Genomic DNA, 19,028 nt, shown 5'->3' with positions numbered 1-19,028 from the left:
CACCCCGGTGCCGCCCCCGGCACCCCGGGTGGCACGGCCTCCACCTGTTGCGCGGCCGCGCGCTTCGGTGTGCTTCCGTGCGCGAAAGCACGCGCATTCCTCGCGCCAGCGACGATACTAGTAGCATCATCGATGTCCGTCGCAACGCTGCCGCTGGATTATCGCCGTGCTGCCAAGGGTCCTGAACCGGTCTTCCGCCTCCGCGCGCAGCGCGAAGCGCGAGGCCGCTCGCCGCCCGCCACGGCGGGGCTGGCTGCGCCTGGTGGTGCTGGCCACCACCCTGGGTGGCGTCTACGTCATCGGCCACGGCATCGCCGACGAATTGCGCACCTCGCGCCTGCAGGCCCGCTACCTGTCCCGCCTGGGGCGCGACATCCGCTTCGAGGTGCAGCCGGGGGCCAGTGACAGCATCCGCTTTCCCGACCCCTCGCCTTATGACACCCGCCTGGGCTACGCGCTGCTGCCCGGCATCAGCAAGCGCCTGGCGGCCCGTGGCTACGCGCCGGTGGCGCAGGCGCGCATGTCGGACGACATGCTGCGGGCCATCGACTACGGCCTGTTCGCGCCCTACCCCGAGAAGGACCAGGCCGGGCTGTCCCTGCTGGACTGCAACGGCCTGACCTTGGCCGCGCAGCACTATCCGCAACGCCAGTACGCCGGCTTCGCAGCCGTGCCGACGGTGATGGTCAACGCCCTGCTGTTCGTCGAGAACCAGGGCCTGCTCAATCCCGAATTCCCGGAGCGCAATCCGGCGCTGGACTGGGTACGCTTCTCGCATGCGATCGCCGACCAGGGCCTGCGCCTGGCACTGCGCCACCATGACTCGCCCGGCGGCAGCACGCTGGCTACGCAGATCGAGAAATACCGGCACTCGCCAGAGGGCCGCACGGTCTCTGTCAGGGAGAAGTTCCGGCAGATGGCGTCCGCCTCGCTGCGCGCCTACCTGGAAGGCCCCGACACGCAGGCCGCGCGCGAGCGCGTGGTGGTGGACTACCTGAACACGGTGCCGCTGGCGGCGCGGGCCGGCTTCGGCGAGGTCAACGGCATCGGTGACGGCCTGTGGGTCTGGTACGGCGAGGATTTCGCCGAGGCGAACCGCCTGCTGACCGGCATGGACCCGGTCCATCCCACGCCGCGCGAGGCGCAGGTGTTCAAGCGCGCGCTGTCGCTGATCATCGCGCAGCGCCGTCCCACCTTCCATCTGCGCCGCGACGACACCAACCTGGATGCGCTGACCGGCAGCTATCTGCGCCTGCTGGCCGCCAACGGCAGCATCACGCCCGCGCTGCGCGACGCCGCGCTGGCCCAGCCCCTGGACAAGGCGGCACCGCCGCCGCGGCCGCCGCAGCCGCCCTATGTCACACGCAAGGCGGAGAACCAGTTGCGCGCCGACCTCTCGCACCTGACCGGGATACCGAGCCGCTATGAACTCGACCGGCTCGACCTGCGCGCCACCAGCAGCGTCAACCGCGAGGCGCAGCGCGACATCAGCGCGGTGCTGCAGCGCCTGCACGATCCCGCCGGCGCGCGCGAGATGGGGCTGTACGGCTACAACATGCTGCGTCCCGGCGACGATCCGGGCAAGCTGGTGGCGAGCTTCACGCTGTACGAGCGGGTTGGCAACGCCAGCCTGCTGCGCGTGCAGGCCGACAACGTCGACCAGCCGTTCGACCTCAATAGCGGTGCGCGGCTCAACCTCGGCTCCACCGCCAAGCTGCGCACGCTGGTCACCTACCTGGAGATCGTCACCGAACTGCAGGCGCGCTATGCCGACATGAGCCGCGCCGAACTGCAGGCGGCCAGGCTGGCGCGCAACGACGTGCTGAGCCGCTGGGCGGTCGACTACATGCTGAAGACGCGCGAGGTCGATGAGCGCGCGCTCGAACCGATGCTGGAAGCCGCGCTCGAGCGCAAGTATTCGGGCAATCCGGGTGAGGCGTTCTTTACCGGCGGCGGCATGCAGAGCTTCTCCAATTTCGAGCGCTGGGAAGGCGAGCGCATCATGACCGTGCGCCAGGGTTTCCAGCATTCGGTCAACCTCGTCTTCATCCGCTTGATGCGCGATATCGTGCGCTACGAAGTGGCGCAGGCCCATCCCGATGTCGACCGCCTGATGGAAGACCGTGCCGCGCCGGAGCGGCGCGGCTACCTCGAGCGCTTCGCCGATATCGAAGGCAGTGCCTATATGGCGGGCTTCTACCGGCGCTACCGTCACCTGGACCAGCCGCACCGCATCAGCGCGCTGCTGGATCGCGTGCGCACGCCGCCATCGCATCTCGGTGCGGTGCACCTGGCCGTAGCCCTGCTCAGCGTCGAGCCGTCGCTCGACGAGGCCGGTTTTGCCCGCGTCCTGCGCGCGCGCCTGCCGGCGCTGAAGCTTTCCGACGAAGACATCGACAAGCTGTACCAGAAATACGGCCACGACAAGTTCAACCTCAATGACCGCGGCTACCTGTCGCGCATCCATCCTCTGGAACTGTGGCTGGTCGAGTACCTGGCCGGGCATCCGGACGCCACGCTGGAACAGGTATTACGCGACAGCCGCGCGCAGCGCCAGGAGGTCTACCGCTGGCTGTTCCGCACGCACAGCAAGTTCGGCCAGGACAATCGCATCCGCACGCTGCTGGAACAGGATGCCTTCGCGCGCATCGCGCAGCGCTGGCACCGCCTGGGCTATCCCTTCGATGCGCTGACGCCGTCCTATGCCACCGCCATCGGCGCCTCGGGCGACCGCCCGGCCGCGCTGGCGGAACTGGCCGGCATCGTGCTCGGCGGCGGGCTGGCGGTGCGCACCGCGGCGCTGACTCGGCTGGATTTTGCCGAGGGGACTCCCTACGCCACGCAGTTCGCGCTGCAGGCGCCCACACCTCAACGCCTGCTGCCGCCCGAGGTGGCAGCGCTGGTGCGCCGCTCGATGACCGAGGTGGTGCAGGGCGGCACCGCCAGCTCCATCCGGGATGCCTTCACCGTGGCCGGCCAGCCGCCGTCCGCGCAGCTGGCGGTGGGCGGCAAGACCGGCACCGGCGACCAGCGCTACCAGGTCGGCGGCCCTGGCGGGCGGGTGGTGGCCTCGTATGCGGTGAGCCGGTCGGCGACCTTCGTCTTCGTGCTCGGCGAGCGCTACTTCGGCACCGTCACGCTGTTCGTCAAGGGACAGGACGCATCGCACTACAACTTCACCAGCGCCCTCGCCGTGCACCTGCTGCGCTCGCTTGCGCCGCAGCTCACGGCAATGGCGGGCAGCACGGGCACGGAGCGCGCATTGCTGCGGTGTCCGCGCGAGTGAGGAGGGCTGGCGAGCGGCACGGTGCCGTCGCGCCGGCCAGCGCCTGCCCTCACCCCCGGCCCCTCTCCCGCAGGCGGGAGAGGGGAGCGAACCGGCGCCGCGCGGATCCGATCGTGCTGGAAGGAGCCGCCAGGATGCACCCAAGGCGACCGAAGCAGCCGGCAGGCGAAGCCGGAAGCCTAGGCCGCCTTTTTCGCGTTGATGACCGCTTCGGCCACGCTGGCCGGCGCTTCCGCGTAGTGCTTGAACTCCATCGTGTAGGTGGCGCGGCCCTGCGTCAGCGAGCGCAGCGAGGTGGAGTAGCCGAACATGGTCGCCAGCGGCACTTCGGCGCGCACGATCTTGCCGCCGCCACCGGCGATATCTTCCATGCCCAGCACCATGCCGCGCCGCGAGGTGAGGTCGCCCATCACATTGCCGGTGAATTCCTCGGGCGTCTCCACTTCCACCGCCATCATCGGTTCGAGCAGGATCGGCCTGGCGCGGCGCATGCCTTCCTTGAAAGCCATCGAGCCTGCCGTGCGGAAGGCGTTCTCGTTGGAGTCGACGTCGTGGTAGGAGCCGAACACCAGCGTCACCTTGACGTCCACCACCGGGTAGCCCGCCAGCACGCCGGAATTGAGCGTGTCCTGGATGCCCTTGTCCACCGCCGGGATGAACTCGCGCGGCACCACGCCGCCCTTGATGGCATCGACGAACTCATAGCCTTTGCCGTGCGGTTGCGGCGCCACGTCGATCACCACATGGCCATACTGGCCGCGCCCGCCTGACTGCTTGACGAACTTGCCTTCGACGTCCTTGACCGCTTGCTTGATGGTCTCGCGGTAGGCCACCTGCGGCTTGCCGACCGAGGCCTCCACGCCGAACTCGCGCCGCATGCGGTCGACGATGATCTCCAGGTGCAGTTCGCCCATGCCGGAGATGATGGTCTGCCCCGATTCCTCGTCGGTCTTGACGCGGAAGGACGGGTCTTCCTGCGCCAGGCGGTTCAGCGCCAGCCCCATCTTCTCCTGGTCGGCCTTGGTCTTCGGCTCGACCGCCTGCGAGATCACCGGATCGGGGAAGCTCATGCGCTCGAGGATGATGATCTTGTGCGGGTCGCACAGCGTGTCGCCGGTGGTGGCCTCCTTCAGGCCCACCGCCGCGGCGATGTCGCCCGCGCGTACTTCCTTGATCTCGTTGCGCACGTTGGCGTGCATCTGCAGGATGCGCCCGATGCGCTCGCGCTTGCCCTTGCCCGGGTTGTAGACGGTATCGCCCGAGTTGACCACGCCCGAGTAGACGCGGAAGAAGATCAACTGGCCGACGAAGGGATCGGTCATGATCTTGAAGGCGAGCGCGGAGAACGGCTCGTCGTCGCTCGGATGGCGCTCCGCCTCCCGGTCGTCCTCGGTGTGCCCGAGGATGGCGGGCACGTCCACCGGCGACGGCAGGTAATCGATCACCGCGTCGAGCATGCTCTGCACGCCCTTGTTCTTGAACGCGCTGCCGCACAGCATGGGCACGATCTCGTTGGCGACGGTGCGCTTGCGCAGGCCGGCCTTGATCTGCGCTTCGCTCAGGGACTCGCCGGACAGGTACTGCTCGAGCAGTTCCTCGCTGGCCTCGGCGGCGGCCTCGATCATCTTCTCGCGCCAATGCTGCGCGGTCTCCAGCAGCTCGGGCGGGATCTCGACGTACTCGAAGCGCACGCCCTGGCTTTCGTCATCCCAGACGATGCCCTTCATCTTGACCAGGTCGATCACGCCGCGGAACTGGTCCTCGGCGCCGATCGGCACCTGGATCGGTACCACATTGCCCTTCAGGCGCTCGACGATCTGGCCGTGCACGCGGAAGAAGTCCGCGCCGACGCGATCCATCTTGTTGACGAAGGCCAGGCGCGGCACCTTGTACTTGTTGGCCTGGCGCCAGACGGTCTCGGACTGCGGCTGCACGCCGCCGACGGCGTCGTAGACCATGCAGGCGCCGTCGAGCACGCGCATCGAGCGCTCGACCTCGATGGTGAAGTCGACGTGGCCCGGGGTGTCGATGATGTTGATGCGATGCTCGGGATAGTTGCCCGCCATGCCACGCCAGAATGCCGTGGTGGCGGCCGAGGTGATGGTGATCCCGCGCTCCTGCTCCTGCTCCATCCAGTCCATCGTGGCCGCGCCGTCGTGCACTTCACCGATCTTGTGGTTCACGCCGGTGTAGAACAGGATGCGTTCGGTCGTGGTGGTCTTGCCGGCATCGATATGGGCGCTGATGCCGATGTTGCGGTAGCGTTCGATCGGTGTTTTGCGAGGCACGTTTGGCTCCTGGGGTAGCGGCTCGGACTGCTGAGATAGCGTAGCACTTTCGGAGTTTTCCGGTGCAAGGCTGGGCACATTCCCATGATCGCCGCATGTCATGCCGCCTGCCCTTGCACGCCGGGGCGCGCCGGTCTACCACTCGGCTTGCGCCAGCGCCTCCACCAGTGCGCCGATCTTCAGGGAACACTGGCGCGAAGGCGGATAGACCAGCGAGACCTGCCGGCCCGGACCTTCGAAGGCTTCGAGCACGGGCACCAGCCGTCCCGCGGCAATGGCGTCACGCGCCATGAAGGCCAGCACCTGCACCACGCCATGGCCGAGCACTGCTGCATCGACCAGTGCATCGGGCGCATCGAAGGTGAGCTTGCCTTCGACCGGCACGCTGAAGGCCCCGTCGGCGCGCGCGAACAGCCAGTCCTCCAGCCGGCCGGTGCGCGCGCAGCGCACCGTCAGGCAGTTGTGCCGCGCCAGGTCTTCGGGTTGCGCCGGCGTACCGTGCGCGGCGAGGTAGGACGGCGCCGCCACGGTGACGCGGCGCGCCATGCCGAGCGTGCGCACCACGATGCGGCCCTCGGGAACGGGGCCCATGCGCACCGCCGCATCGAAGCCCTCCTCGCTGAGGTCGACCATGCGGTCGGTCATCACCGACTCGATGCGCAGCGCGGGGTGCTGTTCGGCCAGCCGGGCGATCAGCGGCAGCAGCACGACGCGGCCGAGGCCGGCCGGCATGCTGAGCTTGAACGGCCCGGACGGGGCGCAACGGCGGTCCACCAGCAGCTTTTCCGCCTGCTCGAGTTCCGCCAGCAGCGGCGCGCAGCGTTCGTAGAAGAACTGGCCGTCGGGCGTCAGGCCGACGCTGCGCGTGGTCCGGTGCAGCAGGCGCACCCCCAGCTCGGCCTCGAGGCGGCTGATGGCGCGTGACAGGCCGGGCTGGGTCATCTGCAGCGATGCCGCCGCCAGCGTGAAGCTCCTGGCCTCGGCCACGCGGATCAGCATCTTGACGGCATTCAGGTCCATGTCTGGGTCATCGCGGAAGGCGCCGGAGCCGCCCGGGCGCGGGCGGCATGCCGACCCCTGGTTCGATGCACGGATTCATGCATCAAAGCATAGGTGAAAGCAAAGATAACGTATTTATCATTCTAGAGGCATGAGACAGACTCTGCATCCGTCACTTTTTCGGATCGACCCACCATGACCGTCCCGGCTACCCGACCTGCGCCGGCCGCCGCCAGCCTGCCGGCGGGCGCGCTGACCGTGCTTGCCATGGCCCAGCTCATCATTGCGCTGGATGCCACCATCGTCTTCGTTGCCCTGCCCGAAATCGGCGGCGCCCTGCGCTTCTCGGCACAGCAGCTGCAGTGGGTGGTGAGCGCCTACACGGTTGCCTTCGGCGGCTTCCTGCTGCTGGGCGGGCGCGCCACCGACCTGCTCGGGCGGCGCCGCATCTATGTGCTGGGCCAGGCGCTTTACGCGCTGGCATCGCTGGCCGGGGGCGTGGCCACCGACCAGGCCCTGCTGATCGCCGCGCGCGCGCTGCAGGGCATCGGCGGTGCCATGCTGTTTCCAGCCACGCTGGCGCTGATCCATGCCTGCTTCGCCGAAGGGCCCGCCCGCACGCGCGCATTCGCGGTCTGGAGCGCGGCCTCGGCGGTCGGGCTGGCGCTCGGCTCGCTGCTGGGCGGCGTGCTGACCGAGTGGCTGGGCTGGCAGGCCATCTTCCTGGTCAACGTGCCGCTGGCCGGCGGCTGCGCGCTGGCCGCGCTGCGCTGCCTGCCGGCCGACGGCCCGCCGCTGCGCGGGCGCCGCTTCGACGTGGCCGGTGGGCTCACCGTGACCGCCGGCGGCACCCTGCTGGTCCTGGCCCTGGTGCAGGGCCCCGAAACGGGCTGGGATGCGCCGGGCATCATCGGCAGCATCGTGCTGGCCTGCGCCCTGCTGGCAGCCTTCGTCGCCATCGAGCGGCACAGCCCCGATCCCCTGGTGCCGCTGCGCATGTTCGGCCACCGCAAGCTGCGCCTGGCCATGCTGCTGACCTGCGTCTTCATGGCGAGCTTCGGTGCGCAGTACTACTTCCTCGCGCTGTACTACCAGGAGGTCTATCGCTACAGCGTGCTGCAGGCCGGCCTGGCCTTCCTGCCGCCGACGGTGCTGTGCACGGCCGGCATCCATTGCGCCGAGCGCATGCTGCTGCGCGCGGGCGAACGCGCCACCCTGCTCGCCGGCTTGCTGGCCGGCGCGGCCGGCACGGCCTGGCTGTGCCTGGCGCTGCCGGGCGGTGCCGGCTACTGGCGCCTGCTGGCGCCGATCATGCTGCTGAGCGTGGGCCAGGGGATGACCTGGACCGCGATGTGGGTGACGGCCGGCAGCGGCGTCGCCGTACACGAACAGGGCGTGGCCTCCGGCATGGCCTCGATGAGCCAGCAGGTCGGCGGGGCCCTGGCACTGGCCGTGCTGGTGGCGGTGGCGAATGCCGGCAGCGCGGGGCTGGATGGCGAGGCGCTGCGCCAGGCGCAGGCGCATGGCATCGAGCGGGCCTTCTGGGGCATGGCGGGGGTGTTGCTGCTGGGCGTCGCGATCGCCGCCCGCCTGCGCCGGCCGGCCCCGCTGCGCGGCGGTACCGCGGCCGGCTGAGGCGGCTCTCCGCCGCCGTGCCGTGCCGCGGCATCAGCGCGTCATCGGCGGTCGATCAGCAAGCGGCCGATCAGCGGTCCGCCGGCGCACGCGGCGCCAGCCGGGCCAGCAGGGCGGCATGGTCCGGGTAGGCGGCCAGCAACGCCGGCATGTCGGCCAGCTCGAACTCGGCGAACTCGAAGCCGGGCGCCACCGTGCATCCGGCCAGCGCGAAGCCGTCCGGATCGGCGCCGGCATCGGCGCGCTCGGCGGCGAACCAGCTGCCCGCCGGCACCACTGCCTGGAACACCGTGCCGGGATGTGCCAGAGCGTTGCCCAGGTGCAGGGTGTGCACGCCACCGTCCGGGTCGAGCACATGCACGTCGAGCGGGCCGCCGGCGTAGAAATGCCAGACCTCGTCGGAACGGATGCGGTGCCAGGCCGAGTGGGCCGTGCCGCACAACAGGTAGTAGATGGCGGTCGAGGCGTGGCGCAGGCCTTCCTCCACGGCGCCCTCGCGCCGCACGCGGCGCGGATCGCGGTGGGTCTCGCGGTAATAGCCGCCCTCGGGGTGCGGCTGCAGCGCGAAGCGTGCGATCAGTTCCGGGATGACGGGCACGGGTGGTTTCGGTGTCATCGGGGCTGTGGTCCTTGGTGCGCTTCCTCCCCCGTCGCCATGACCGGCCCATCTCGTGGTTCGTCATTCGAACGAGCGGAAGAAAAATCTGACTAGAGAAGAAGAAAGGTCTCGTAGATCGTGCAATAGCGCCTTTTTAAACTCGGGCCTTGCATACCAATGCAGGTATTTCCGACCGACCCGCTCGACCTTTCGGGCATTTCAAAGGTGACGATTCTATGACGACGATCCTGATCGTGGACGACCATCCCGCCCTGCGGATGGTGATGAAGGCGCAATTGGAGCAGATACTGGGCGTCGGCAACATCCTGGAGGCCGACAACGGCCAGGCGACCGTGGAGGCGGTGCGCCAGTATGCGCCGGACCTGGTGGTGCTGGACCTGGACATCCCCAAGATCAACGGGCTGGACGTGGTGCCCCGCCTCAAGGTCATGCAGCCGGAAATCCGCGTGCTGGTGGTGTCCGGCCAGGACCAGTCGGCTTTCGCCACGCGGGCCATGCAGGCGGGGGCGCAAGGCTTCGTCAGCAAGACGCAGGACATCAAGGAGATCGTCCGTTGCGTCGAGGCCGTGATGGCCGGATACATGGTCTTCCCCGACCTGAGCCGCACCGGCGCCGCGGTGCGCGGCGCCACGCCGGACGACGAGCGCCTGCGCCGCCTGTCCGACAAGGAAGTGGTGATCCTGCAGATGCTGGCCAAGGGCCTGACCAACAAGTCCATCGGCGAGGCACTCTTCATCAGCAACAAGACGGTCAGCAGCCACAAGGCGCGCATCATGGTCAAGCTGCAGGCCACCTCCCTGGTCGAGCTGGTCGACTTCGCGCGGCGCTGCAAGATCACCGCCTGATGCCGGCGCGGCGGTGCGGGCGGCAGCGGGGACACATTCAGGGAATTTGATCTCCTCGTGCAAGGCGCAAGCGTGCAAGCGCCGCGCGCCGCTGGCACACTGAGGCCTCGTTCCCGGCGCGGCCGGGGCGTGCTGCGCGGGAGAGTGTCGTGGGTGATTTGCAGGGCTTGCTGGAAAGCCATGGGCTGATGCTGGTATTCCTCAACGTGCTGGCCGAGCAGGCCGGCCTGCCGGTGCCCGCCTATCCGATGCTGTTCGTGGCCGGCGCGCTCGGCATGCAGGACGGCGGCCCGTCCATCGGCGCCGTGCTGGCGGCGGTGATCGCGGCCTGCCTGATCGCCGACACGGCCTGGTACCTGGCTGGCCAGCGCCTCGGGCAACCGATGCTGCGTACCGTCTGCCGCGTGTCGATCTCGCCCGACAGCTGTATCCGCCAGACCCAGTCGGTCTATCTCAAGCTGGGGCCGCGCTCGCTGCTGTTCGCCAAGCTGCTGCCCGGCGCCGGCGCGCTGTCCACGGCCATGGCCGGCATGACCGGCACGCCCTATCCGCTTTTCCTTTTCTACGACGCTCTCGGCTCGCTGGTCTGGGCCGGCGGCGCGCTGCTGGTCGGCGTGGTCTTCAGCGACTTCGTCGATGCCATCCTGCATGCCTTCAGCACCTACGGCCACCTCGCGGTGCTGGCCGCGCTGGCGCTCTTCGCGCTCTTCCTCGCCTGGCGCTGGTGGCGGCGCGTGCATCTGCTGCGCCGCACCCGGCGCATCCCGCGCATGACCGTGGACGAACTGGAGAGGCGCCGCCGCAACGGCGTGCTGCCGCTGGTGCTGGACGTGCGCTCAGCGCCAGCGGAGATCGAGCGCATCCCGGGCGCGCAGGTGGTCGACCTGGATAGCGCCCTGCAGATGCTGGCGTCCCATCCCGCCACGGCCGAGATCGTGACCTACTGCGCCTGCCCGAACGAGGTGTCGGCCGCCATCCTGGCGGAACGGCTGATCGCGGCGGGCTATGCCAGCACCTGGGCGCTGGCCGGCGGCTTCGACGAATGGAAGCGCCTGCAGGGCGAGGCGGGCATCGAGCCGCCGGCCGCCCGGGACGAGCTATCGTCGCCCGCGCCCGGCAAGCCCTGACCGCCACGGGTCAGCCACGCAGGCCGGCCGCCTCCGCACCCGGGTAAACCTGGGGCCCTTGCAAGCAGTGCTTTGCACGACGCTCCGGCTACCTATACTGGGCTGAACACTTCGCCGGGCTGAACCCTTCGAGACGGAGGATCGGATGCGAGACGACGCCCACCCAGGCAGCGACGAGGCGGCCCGCATCGCGCGCCGGCGCAAGCTGCTCGGCATTCCCCCGCGTCAGCGCGACGCGGCGCGCAACTGGGCGCTGGCGCTGTCGGGTGGCGGCATCCGCAGCGCCACCTTCTGCCTGGGTGTACTGCAGGCCCTGGCCAAGGCGCCGCCACCGCCGGTGGCGGCCCAGGCCGAACCCGAGCCGGGTACGGCCCCGGCCAATCCCGCCACCGCCACCACGGCCCCGCCGCTGCCGCCGAACCTGCTGGCGCAGTTCGACTACCTCTCCACCGTCAGCGGCGGCGGCTACCTGGGTGCCTTCTTCGCCAGCCTGTTCTTGCCCGGCCGCCTGCGCCGCGGCAGCAACCCGGTCCAGGCGGCCGCCGACGCCTACCGCACGCTGCAGAACGAGCCGCCCGGGCGCATCCATACCAGCCACGGCGAGGAGCCGACGCGCGACGCCGTGGCCTGGCTGCGCGAGAACGGACGCTACCTGACCCCGACCGGGGCCGGCGATGCCTTCTACGCGGCGGCCACCGTGGTGCGCAACTGGTTTGCCATGCACTGCGTGCTGGGCAGCGCGCTGGTGGTACTGCTGGCCGCGCTGGCGCTCGGCCGCCAACTGCTGGGCGGCAGCTGGCTCGCGCTCGGCAATTACCAGATGGATCTGCTGCACGACGCCCGCCAGGCCTTCAACCAGGGTGGCCTGCCGCTGTGGTGGAGCGAACTGATGTGGCTGCCGCCGGCGAGCCTGCTGCTGCTGGTGCTGCCACCCGGGCTGGCCTACTGGTTCGTCTATCCGTCGCAGGCCGAGCCGCAGCGCGCGCGCCTGCTCAATGCCGCCACGGTGCTGGCAGCGCTCGCCGCGGCGGGCTTCCTGCTGGCCGCAGTGTGGTTCCGGTTGCAGCCGCCGGCCATGTCGCTGGGCTGGTCGCTGGCGTGCCTGTTCCTCTTCCTCGGCGCCTGGCTCCTGCTGGGCCTGGCCTGGTGCGCCGCCATGCTGCTGCAGCCGGCCACGGTCAGCGCCTACCGCGTGCGCGCCACCCGCGCACTGCGCTTCGGCCTCGCGCTCACGCTCTGGCTGGCCGCGCTGGGGTTGGCCGACACCTTGGCGCGCACCACCTTCCTCTACGGCTATATGGCGACACAGCGCTGGGGGACGCTGCTGCCCGGCGGACTGCTGGCGGCCCTGGTCTGGCTGGTGCGCTACGGCAGCACGCAGCTGGACGAACGCAGCCGCGCCGGCGGCGCCGCGCAGGCGGGCTGGCGCGGCCGGCTGCCGGTCTCGCTGCTGGCTGGCGCGGCGGCGGCGGTGCTGGCCCTGCTCGTCTTCCTGTTGTGGTCGTGGCTGGTGCTGTGGGTGCGCTGGAACGGCCGCGAGCCGTTCGACTGGCTGGTGTTCGGCAACGCCTGGACCACGCCGGTGCTGGCGCTGCTGCTGGCGGCCGCGCTCGGCCTCGCGCTGCTGGCCGGCCGCTTCGCCGGCTTCCTCAACCTGTCGACGCTGCAGCCCTTCTATGCGGCGCGGCTCACGCGCGCCTACCTGGGCGCTTCGAACGGCCAGCGCTTCGGCGCCGCCGAGATGCTGGCGCCGCTCCGGCGCAGCGCGCTGAGCGTGGCGGAGCCGGTGGCGGGCGATGGCATCAGCCTCAATGCCTACTATGACCCCAAGGTGCTGGCGCCGCTGCACCTGATCAATGTGACGCTCAACCTCACCGTCGACCCGGCCGAGCAATTGGTGCAGCGCGATCGCAAGGGCAAGCCCCTTTGCGTGGCGCCCGGCGCCGGCAGCGTGCCGCACGGCTCGGCCTTTCTGCCGACGGACAACTATGTGCGCTTCACGGTCGACGGGCAGCCCTATCATCCCGCCAGCGGCAAGGCCTTGGCGAGCGAGCTGACGCAGGCACAGGGGGTGGGCGACTGGGTGGCCATCTCCGGCGCGGCGATCTCGACCGGGCTGGGCCGCGCCACCACGCTGGGGACGTCGCTGCTGCTCGGGCTGGCCAACCTGCGCCTGGGCGTGTGGTGGCCCTCCTACCCGCTCGATGCCGGGCATGGCGCGCACGCGGTGCGGCGCCAGGCCGACCGCGCCACGCATCCCTGGCTGGGGCGCCTGATCGCCTTGTTCCGCACGCAGTACTACCTCGGCTGCGAACTGGCCGCGCGCTTCCACGGCACGCAGCGCGGCTGGCAGTACCTGTCGGATGGCGGCCACTTCGAGAACACCGCCGTCTACGAACTGCTGCGTCCCGAGCGCAACGTCAGCCTGATCGTGCTGTGCGATTGCGGCTGCGATCCGGACTACCGCTTCGGCGACCTGGCCAACCTGGTGCGGCTGGCGCGCATCGACCACGGCCTGGAGATCGCCGTCGACGCCGGCGCCGCGGCGGATCCCGTGCTGGGGCAGGTGTTCGGCGTGCCGGAGGATTTCCGCGCAGCCGCGCAGCCGCAGCCGCAGCCGGAGCCGGCCGGCGCCGGCAAATGCGCGCTGCTGCTGCAGGTCTTCCGTGCCGCCGATGCGCAGCCGCGCCAGCCCGTGTGCCGCATCGTGCTGCTCAAGCCGCGCCTGACGGCCTGCGCGCCGCTCGATGTCGCCGAGTATGCCGCCACCCGCCCGGCCTTCCCGCAGGAGCCGACCGCCGACCAGTTCTTCGACGAGGCGCAGTGGGAGAGTTACCGTGCGCTGGGCCTGGCCATCGGCGCGCGCGTATTCGGTGGCGGCCCGCACGGCGACGCGGTGGCGCGGACCCTGTTCGCGCTGTAGCGATGGCCGCAGGCCTAAGCCTTGCGCGCGCTGCGGGCGCGGGCGGCCTTCGCGCCGCCGGGTGCCGCCGGCGCGCTGCTGTCCGGCGCCACCACGCACACCGTGCGCATCACGGTCGCCTGGATCACCTCGCGCCAATGGGCGAGCGCCGGCTGGCTCATCATCGCCTCGCCAAGGAAGGCGCTCAGCGTGTGGTGGTTCGAGTTGTAGAAGTAGCCGAGCGAGGCGATCACCAGGTAGATGTCGCGCGCCTGTGAATCTGCACGGAAGGTGCCCGCGGCCTTGCCACGCGCGAGGATGCCGTCCAGCACCGACAGCGCATAGCGCGAGATGTCGCGCAGCCGTTCCGACTTCTTCGCATGCTTGCCCTGGCTCATGTTCTCGCTGGACAGGATGGCGACGAATTCAGGATGCTCGAGGTAGTAGTGCCAGACGAAGTCGATCAGCTGGGACAGTGCCCGCACCGGGTCCTCGGTATCGAGTTCCAGCTTCTGCTCGGCTTCGTTGAGCTGGGCATAGATGGTCTCGAGCACTTCGACGAAGAGTTTCTCCTTGCTGCCGAAGTAGTAATAGATCATCCGGTCGTAGGTCTTGGCCAGCGACGAGATGCGTTCCACGCGGCCGCCTTCGTAGCCGCGCTGGGCGAAGACCTTGATGGCTGCCTTGAGGATCTTGGCACGGGTGTCCTGTGCCTGCCGGGCCCGGGTTCCGGCTGCCGCGCTCTTTCTTGCGGTCGGGGTGCTCATATGTCAGCGGCGTGACGCCGCGTTGCTGTACGGATCGAGGCCGCCAGTATACCGATGCCATGCGTGCCGTCGCGGCTTCTCTGCGGCATGGCCCGCATGGCTTCCGGTCGCGGCCGGGAGGCCGGGCGCGCCGGTGCCGCACTCGGCACAGATGGCCGCCGTCGTCCGGAGCGTCGCGTGCCGGCCATGGGCATGGAGCTTGCTTGATGCCAGTCGAGTCGGCGTACGCCTGCCTGCCGATGTGGCAGGCAGGGCAGGTGCGCCAACCTGCTTCCCGCAACGCGACACCCGCTTTCGCCGATGCCATTGCCCGTCTTCCAATTCGTCCTGCGCGCCAAGCAACTCGAGATCGAGGGCCTGCAGCGGATGGCTGCGCGCATCGAGCTGGTGGACCTGATCGGCCGCCTGATCGACGCGTTGCAGCGCGAGCGTGGCGCCAGCAGCCTCTATGTGGCTTCCGGCGGCATGCGCTTCGGCCAGGAACGGCAAGACGCGACGGCTCAGGCCGAGCCGCTCGAGGCGACGCTGCGCCAGCGCTTCATGGAACAGCTCGATCCCGCCCAGGGCAGCTCTGCGCGCATGCTGTCGTTGATCGCCTGGGTGCTGCTCGACCTGGACACGCTGGCCGGGCTGCGCCAGCGCATCGGCCAGCGCGGCATCTCGGCGCATGACGCGGTGGCGGCATTCAGCCGCGTGATCGCGGGCATGGTCGAGCTGATCTTCCACCTGGCCGACGTGGCCCTGCAGCCGGGTATCTCGCGCCTGCTGGTCGCGCTGGTGCACGTGGTGCAGGGCAAGGAACTGGCGGGGCAGGAGCGCGCGGTCGGGGCCCAGCTGTTCGCATCGGGACAGTGCAGCGCCGATCCGCAGCAGCGCATCCTCCATTTGATCGACGCGCAGGAACGCAGCCTGCAGGTGTTCGAGGATTTCGCCGAGCCGAGCCAGCTCGCCTGGTGGCAGCGGCATCAACTGCAGCCGCACGTGGCGGCGCTGGAACGCCTGCGCCGCGCGCTGTGCACGGCAAAGCCGGGAGCCGCGCTCGACGGCCAGCTCAGCGAGAACTGGTTCGAGGCGAGCAGCGAGCGCATCGCCGGCCTGTGGCAGGTGGAGGTCGGCCTGGCGCAAGCGCTGCGCCAGGCCTGCGAGGCGCAGATCCAGGCATCGGAGCAAGAGCTGCAGGATTCCGAGGGCTTGCTGCGCCAATTGCGCGACAACCCGCCGCCCCATACCCACGCCGTGGCCTGTTTCTTCGAAGAAGCCGCGCAGGTCGAGGCGGTGCCGGTGCTGCCGGGCGTGGCGGATGGACCTGCCTCGGCGGTGCCGGGCGGCGCCGACCAGCCCACGGTGGCGGCGCTCAAGACCCTGCTGCAGGCGCAGTCCTCGCGGCTGGCGCGTGTCGAGGTGGAACTGGATACGGCGCGGCGCGCCTTGCACGAGCGCAAGGTCATCGAGCGTGCCAAGCGCGCGCTGATGTCGCGCCTGGGCATGAGCGAGGAGGATGCCTTCCGCGCCTTGCAGAAGGCGTCGATGGACCATAACCGCAGGCTGGTCGATGTCGCCGAGGCGACGCTTGCCATGCCGGAACTGGCAGCGCCGGCAAGCGGGCGCGCCCGGCCGCCGCACCGGAGTTGAGCGTGCCGGTGTGCGCTTGCCGTGCCCCTGCACCGTATGTGTGCGGCGGCGGCACGCCTGCGCCCGTGCGGCGCGATGGGGCGGGCGGCGCCGGCCCTGCGGGTCGGGCACGGAACGTGCGTAAGGGCAGGGCATCAGGCTAATGATGGCTTGGTGAGGTTGCCCCCGTGCGCGGCGAGGCGAGGCATCGCGAATCGTGCGGCGCGGGCGACAGGAATACGTGGATAACGGCGTCCCGTCCACGCATCGGCTGCGGCCGGTGCGTGGACGCGGACGCTTTTTTTTTCTTTGTCCTACCGCTCAGAGGAAATTCCGATGGCCTACCTAGCCCCTGCCGAGTTCGTCTCCAAGATGGTCGATGCCGGTGAGTCCAAGTTGCTCATGTCGACCCGGGATACCTTGATCCGCGCCTATATGGCCGGCGCCATCCTCGCGCTGTCCGCGGCCTTCGCGGTCAGCGTCACCGTCAACACGGGCGATCCGCTGGTCGGCTCGCTGCTGTTCCCGGTGGGCTTCTGCATGCTCTACCTGCTGGGCTTCGACCTGCTGACCGGCGTCTTCACCCTGGCGCCGCTGGCCGTGCTCGACCAGCGCCCGGGCGCCACCTGGGGCGGCGTCATGCGCAACTGGACCCTGGTCTTCGCCGGCAACTTTGCCGGCGCGCTGACCGTGGCGGTCTTCATGGCCATCATCTTCACCTATGGCTTTTCCGAAGCGCCCAACCTGATCGGCCAGAAGATCGGCAGCATCGGCGAGAGCCGCACGCTGGGCTACGCGGCCCACGGCGCGGCCGGCATGCTGACGCTGTTCATCCGCGGCGTGATGTGCAACTGGATGGTGTCGACCGGCGTGGTCGCTGCGATGATGTCGACCTCGGTGTCGGGCAAGGTCATCGCCATGTGGATGCCCATCCTGGTGTTCTTCTACATGGGCTTCGAGCACTCGGTGGTCAACATGTTCCTGTTTCCCTCGGGCCTGATGCTGGGTGGCCATTTCACCCTGATGGACTATCTGCTGTGGAACGAGATTCCCACCGTGGTGGGCAATGTCGTCGGCGGCCTGACCTTCGTCGGCGCGACGCTGTACAGCACGCACTACAAGACCGCGCCCAAGCGCGTTCCGGCTGCCCCGGCCAAGCGCGCCGCCGTCTGAGGCCGTGCGATGGACGCGCTGCGCGTGGCGGTCGGCCAGCATTCGCAAGCCGGGTGCAAGCGCGTCAACCAGGATTTCCACGGCGCCGCGCTGCCCGCCGAGCCGCAGCGCAGCGCCAAGGGCATCGCCGTGGCGCTGGCCGACGGCATCGGCAGCAGCGCCGTCAGCCAGGTGGCGAGCGCCGCGGCGGTGCGCGGCTTTCTCGAAGACTACTATGGCACGAGCGAGGCCTGGAGCGTGCGCCGCGCGGCGCAGTGCGTGCTCGCCGCGACCAATTCCTGGCTGCACGCGCAGAACCAGCGCGGCGATGCGCGCTTCGACAAAGAGCGTGGCTACGTCTCCACCTTCAGCGCGCTGATCTTCAAGGGCCGCGACGTCCATCTGCTGCACGTGGGCGACGCGCGCGTCTACCGCCTGCATGCACAGGCCTGGGAGCAGCTCAGCGACGATCACCGCGTGCGCCTGTCCTCGCGCGAGTCCTACCTGGGGCGCGCGCTCGGTGTGGGGCCGACGGTCGAGGCGGACTATCGCTGCTGGGCCGCCGAGGCGGGCGAGGTTTACCTGCTGGCCAGCGACGGTGCCTATGAATACCTCGACCACGCGGATGCGCGGCAGGCGCTGGCCGAGCACCCGGGCGACCTCGATGCCGCCGCCGCGAAGCTGGTCGCCATCGCGCTGGCGCGCGGCAGCCAGGACAATGCCACGGTGCAACTGGTGCGAGTGGAGGCGTTGCCCGACAGCGACGCCGCGGGTCTGTGGCGGCAGCGCGCGGAACTGGCGCTGCCGCCGCCGCTGCAGCCGCGCATGGAATTCGAAGGCTATCGCATCGAGCGCGAGCTGTACGCCAGCGCGCGCTGCCACGTGCACCTGGCGCGCGACCTGGAGGATGGCGCGTGCATTGCGCTGAAGACGCCCTCGGTCGACCTGCGTGAAGATCCGGCTTATCTCGACCGCTTCCTGCTCGAGGAGTGGGTGGCCCGGCGCATCGACAATGCGCACGTGCTCAGGCCGCATGCCGTGACGCGCGCGCGCCGCTACCTCTATACCGCCATGGAGTTCATCGACGGGCAGACCCTGGCGCAATGGATGCGCGACCATCCGCGCCCCGCGCTGGCGGACGTGCGCCAGCTGGTCGAGCAGGTCGCGCGCGGCCTGCAGGCTTTCCACCGGCGTGAGATGCTGCACCAGGACCTGCGCCCGGACAACGTGATGATCGACCGCACCGGCACGGCCCGCATCATCGACTTCGCCGCGGTGCACGTGGCCGGCCTGGAAGAAGGCATGGTCGACCCGCATGCGCGCGCGCCGCTCGGCGCGCTGCAGTATGTCGCGCCCGAGTACTTCCTGGGCCAGCCCGGCACGACGGCCTCGGACCTGTTTACGCTGGCGGTGGTGACCTACCAGATGCTGGCCGGGCAGCTGCCGTACGGCCTGCAGGTGACCCGCCTGCGCCAGGCCGGCGAACTGCGCGGCCTGCGCTATGTCAGCGTGCGCGAGCGGCGGCCCGACCTGCCGCCGTGGATCGACCAGGCGCTGCGCAAGGCCCTGCATCCCCTGCCGCACAAGCGTCATGAGGCCTTGTCGGAGTTTCTCGAAGACCTGCGCGCTTCTCCCCGGCAGCAGCGGTTGCGCGACGCGCCGGCGCTGATCGAGCGCAATCCGGTGCGCTTCTGGCAGGGCTTGTCGCTGCTGCTGGCGCTGGCGGTCGTGCTGCTGCTGGGCCTGCGCTGGGGCTGAGGCAGGCTGCCGGCGATCAACGCTGGGAGTCAACGATCC

General features: G+C 69.8%; 12 protein-coding genes. 8 read left to right on the top strand and 4 right to left on the bottom strand.

Annotated features, from left to right (window positions below; all coding sequences use genetic code 11):
* The first annotated feature begins 166 nt into the window (after window positions 1-166).
* Complete coding sequence (locus BKK81_RS21210; protein WP_442873414.1) at window positions 167-3,286, top strand: transglycosylase domain-containing protein; 3,120 nt, start codon at window positions 167-169, stop codon at window positions 3,284-3,286.
* 179 nt (window positions 3,287-3,465) lie between these two features.
* Here the strand turns inward: BKK81_RS21210 and fusA are convergent, their stop codons facing one another.
* Complete coding sequence (gene fusA, locus BKK81_RS21205; protein WP_071017466.1) at window positions 3,466-5,574, bottom strand: elongation factor G; 2,109 nt, start codon at window positions 5,572-5,574, stop codon at window positions 3,466-3,468.
* 135 nt (window positions 5,575-5,709) lie between these two features.
* Window positions 5,710-6,594, bottom strand: coding sequence for a LysR family transcriptional regulator (locus BKK81_RS21200; protein ID WP_071017464.1), 885 nt, complete (start codon window positions 6,592-6,594; stop codon window positions 5,710-5,712).
* 174 nt (window positions 6,595-6,768) lie between these two features.
* On the opposite strand from BKK81_RS21200, the gene BKK81_RS21195 reads away from it, so the two are divergent.
* A complete protein-coding gene (locus tag BKK81_RS21195) occupies window positions 6,769-8,208 on the top strand; it encodes an MFS transporter (protein WP_071017462.1) in 1,440 nt (479 codons plus the stop codon).
* A 70-nt stretch (window positions 8,209-8,278) separates the two neighbouring features.
* Here the strand turns inward: BKK81_RS21195 and BKK81_RS21190 are convergent, their stop codons facing one another.
* Entirely contained in the window at window positions 8,279-8,824 is a 546-nt protein-coding gene (locus BKK81_RS21190) for a cupin domain-containing protein (RefSeq protein ID WP_071017460.1), read from the bottom strand.
* Window positions 8,825-9,042: 218 nt separating this feature from the next.
* Here BKK81_RS21190 and BKK81_RS21185 point away from each other — a divergent pair, with 218 nt between their 5' ends.
* The 3 genes from BKK81_RS21185 to BKK81_RS21175 all read left to right on the top strand — a co-directional run bounded on the left by BKK81_RS21185 (window position 9,043) and on the right by BKK81_RS21175 (window position 13,722).
* The gene (locus BKK81_RS21185; protein WP_071017458.1) at window positions 9,043-9,672 is read left to right on the top strand and encodes a response regulator transcription factor; all 630 of its coding nucleotides are present in this window, start codon (window positions 9,043-9,045) and stop codon (window positions 9,670-9,672) included.
* Window positions 9,673-9,821: 149 nt separating this feature from the next.
* Window positions 9,822-10,799: a DedA family protein/thiosulfate sulfurtransferase GlpE gene (locus tag BKK81_RS21180; protein ID WP_071017456.1), complete on the top strand. Its 978-nt coding sequence runs from the start codon at window positions 9,822-9,824 to the stop codon at window positions 10,797-10,799.
* A gap of 145 nt (window positions 10,800-10,944) precedes the next feature.
* Window positions 10,945-13,722: a hypothetical protein gene (locus BKK81_RS21175; RefSeq protein WP_071017454.1), complete on the top strand. Its 2,778-nt coding sequence runs from the start codon at window positions 10,945-10,947 to the stop codon at window positions 13,720-13,722.
* Window positions 13,723-13,736: 14 nt separating this feature from the next.
* On the opposite strand, the gene BKK81_RS21170 is transcribed toward BKK81_RS21175, so the two are convergent.
* Window positions 13,737-14,468 (bottom strand): TetR/AcrR family transcriptional regulator, encoded by a 732-nt coding sequence (locus BKK81_RS21170; protein WP_071017453.1) that lies wholly within the window; start codon window positions 14,466-14,468, stop codon window positions 13,737-13,739.
* 300 nt (window positions 14,469-14,768) lie between these two features.
* Here BKK81_RS21170 and BKK81_RS21165 point away from each other — a divergent pair, with 300 nt between their 5' ends.
* The 3 genes from BKK81_RS21165 to BKK81_RS21155 all read left to right on the top strand — a co-directional run bounded on the left by BKK81_RS21165 (window position 14,769) and on the right by BKK81_RS21155 (window position 18,989).
* Window positions 14,769-16,100 (top strand): nitrate- and nitrite sensing domain-containing protein, encoded by a 1,332-nt coding sequence (locus BKK81_RS21165; protein WP_071017451.1) that lies wholly within the window; start codon window positions 14,769-14,771, stop codon window positions 16,098-16,100.
* A gap of 315 nt (window positions 16,101-16,415) precedes the next feature.
* Window positions 16,416-17,252: a formate/nitrite transporter family protein gene (locus BKK81_RS21160; RefSeq protein WP_071017449.1), complete on the top strand. Its 837-nt coding sequence runs from the start codon at window positions 16,416-16,418 to the stop codon at window positions 17,250-17,252.
* A 9-nt stretch (window positions 17,253-17,261) separates the two neighbouring features.
* A complete protein-coding gene (locus tag BKK81_RS21155; RefSeq protein ID WP_071017447.1) occupies window positions 17,262-18,989 on the top strand; it encodes a bifunctional protein-serine/threonine kinase/phosphatase in 1,728 nt (575 codons plus the stop codon).
* The last annotated feature ends 39 nt before the right edge of the window (window positions 18,990-19,028 follow it).

Origin of the sequence: Cupriavidus sp. USMAHM13, assembly GCF_001854285.1 — a bacterium.
Classification (GTDB): Bacteria; Pseudomonadota; Gammaproteobacteria; order Burkholderiales; family Burkholderiaceae; genus Cupriavidus; species Cupriavidus malaysiensis.
The sequence above is the reverse complement of the archived record's forward strand: the minus strand, read 5'-3'. Positions and strand labels throughout refer to the sequence as shown.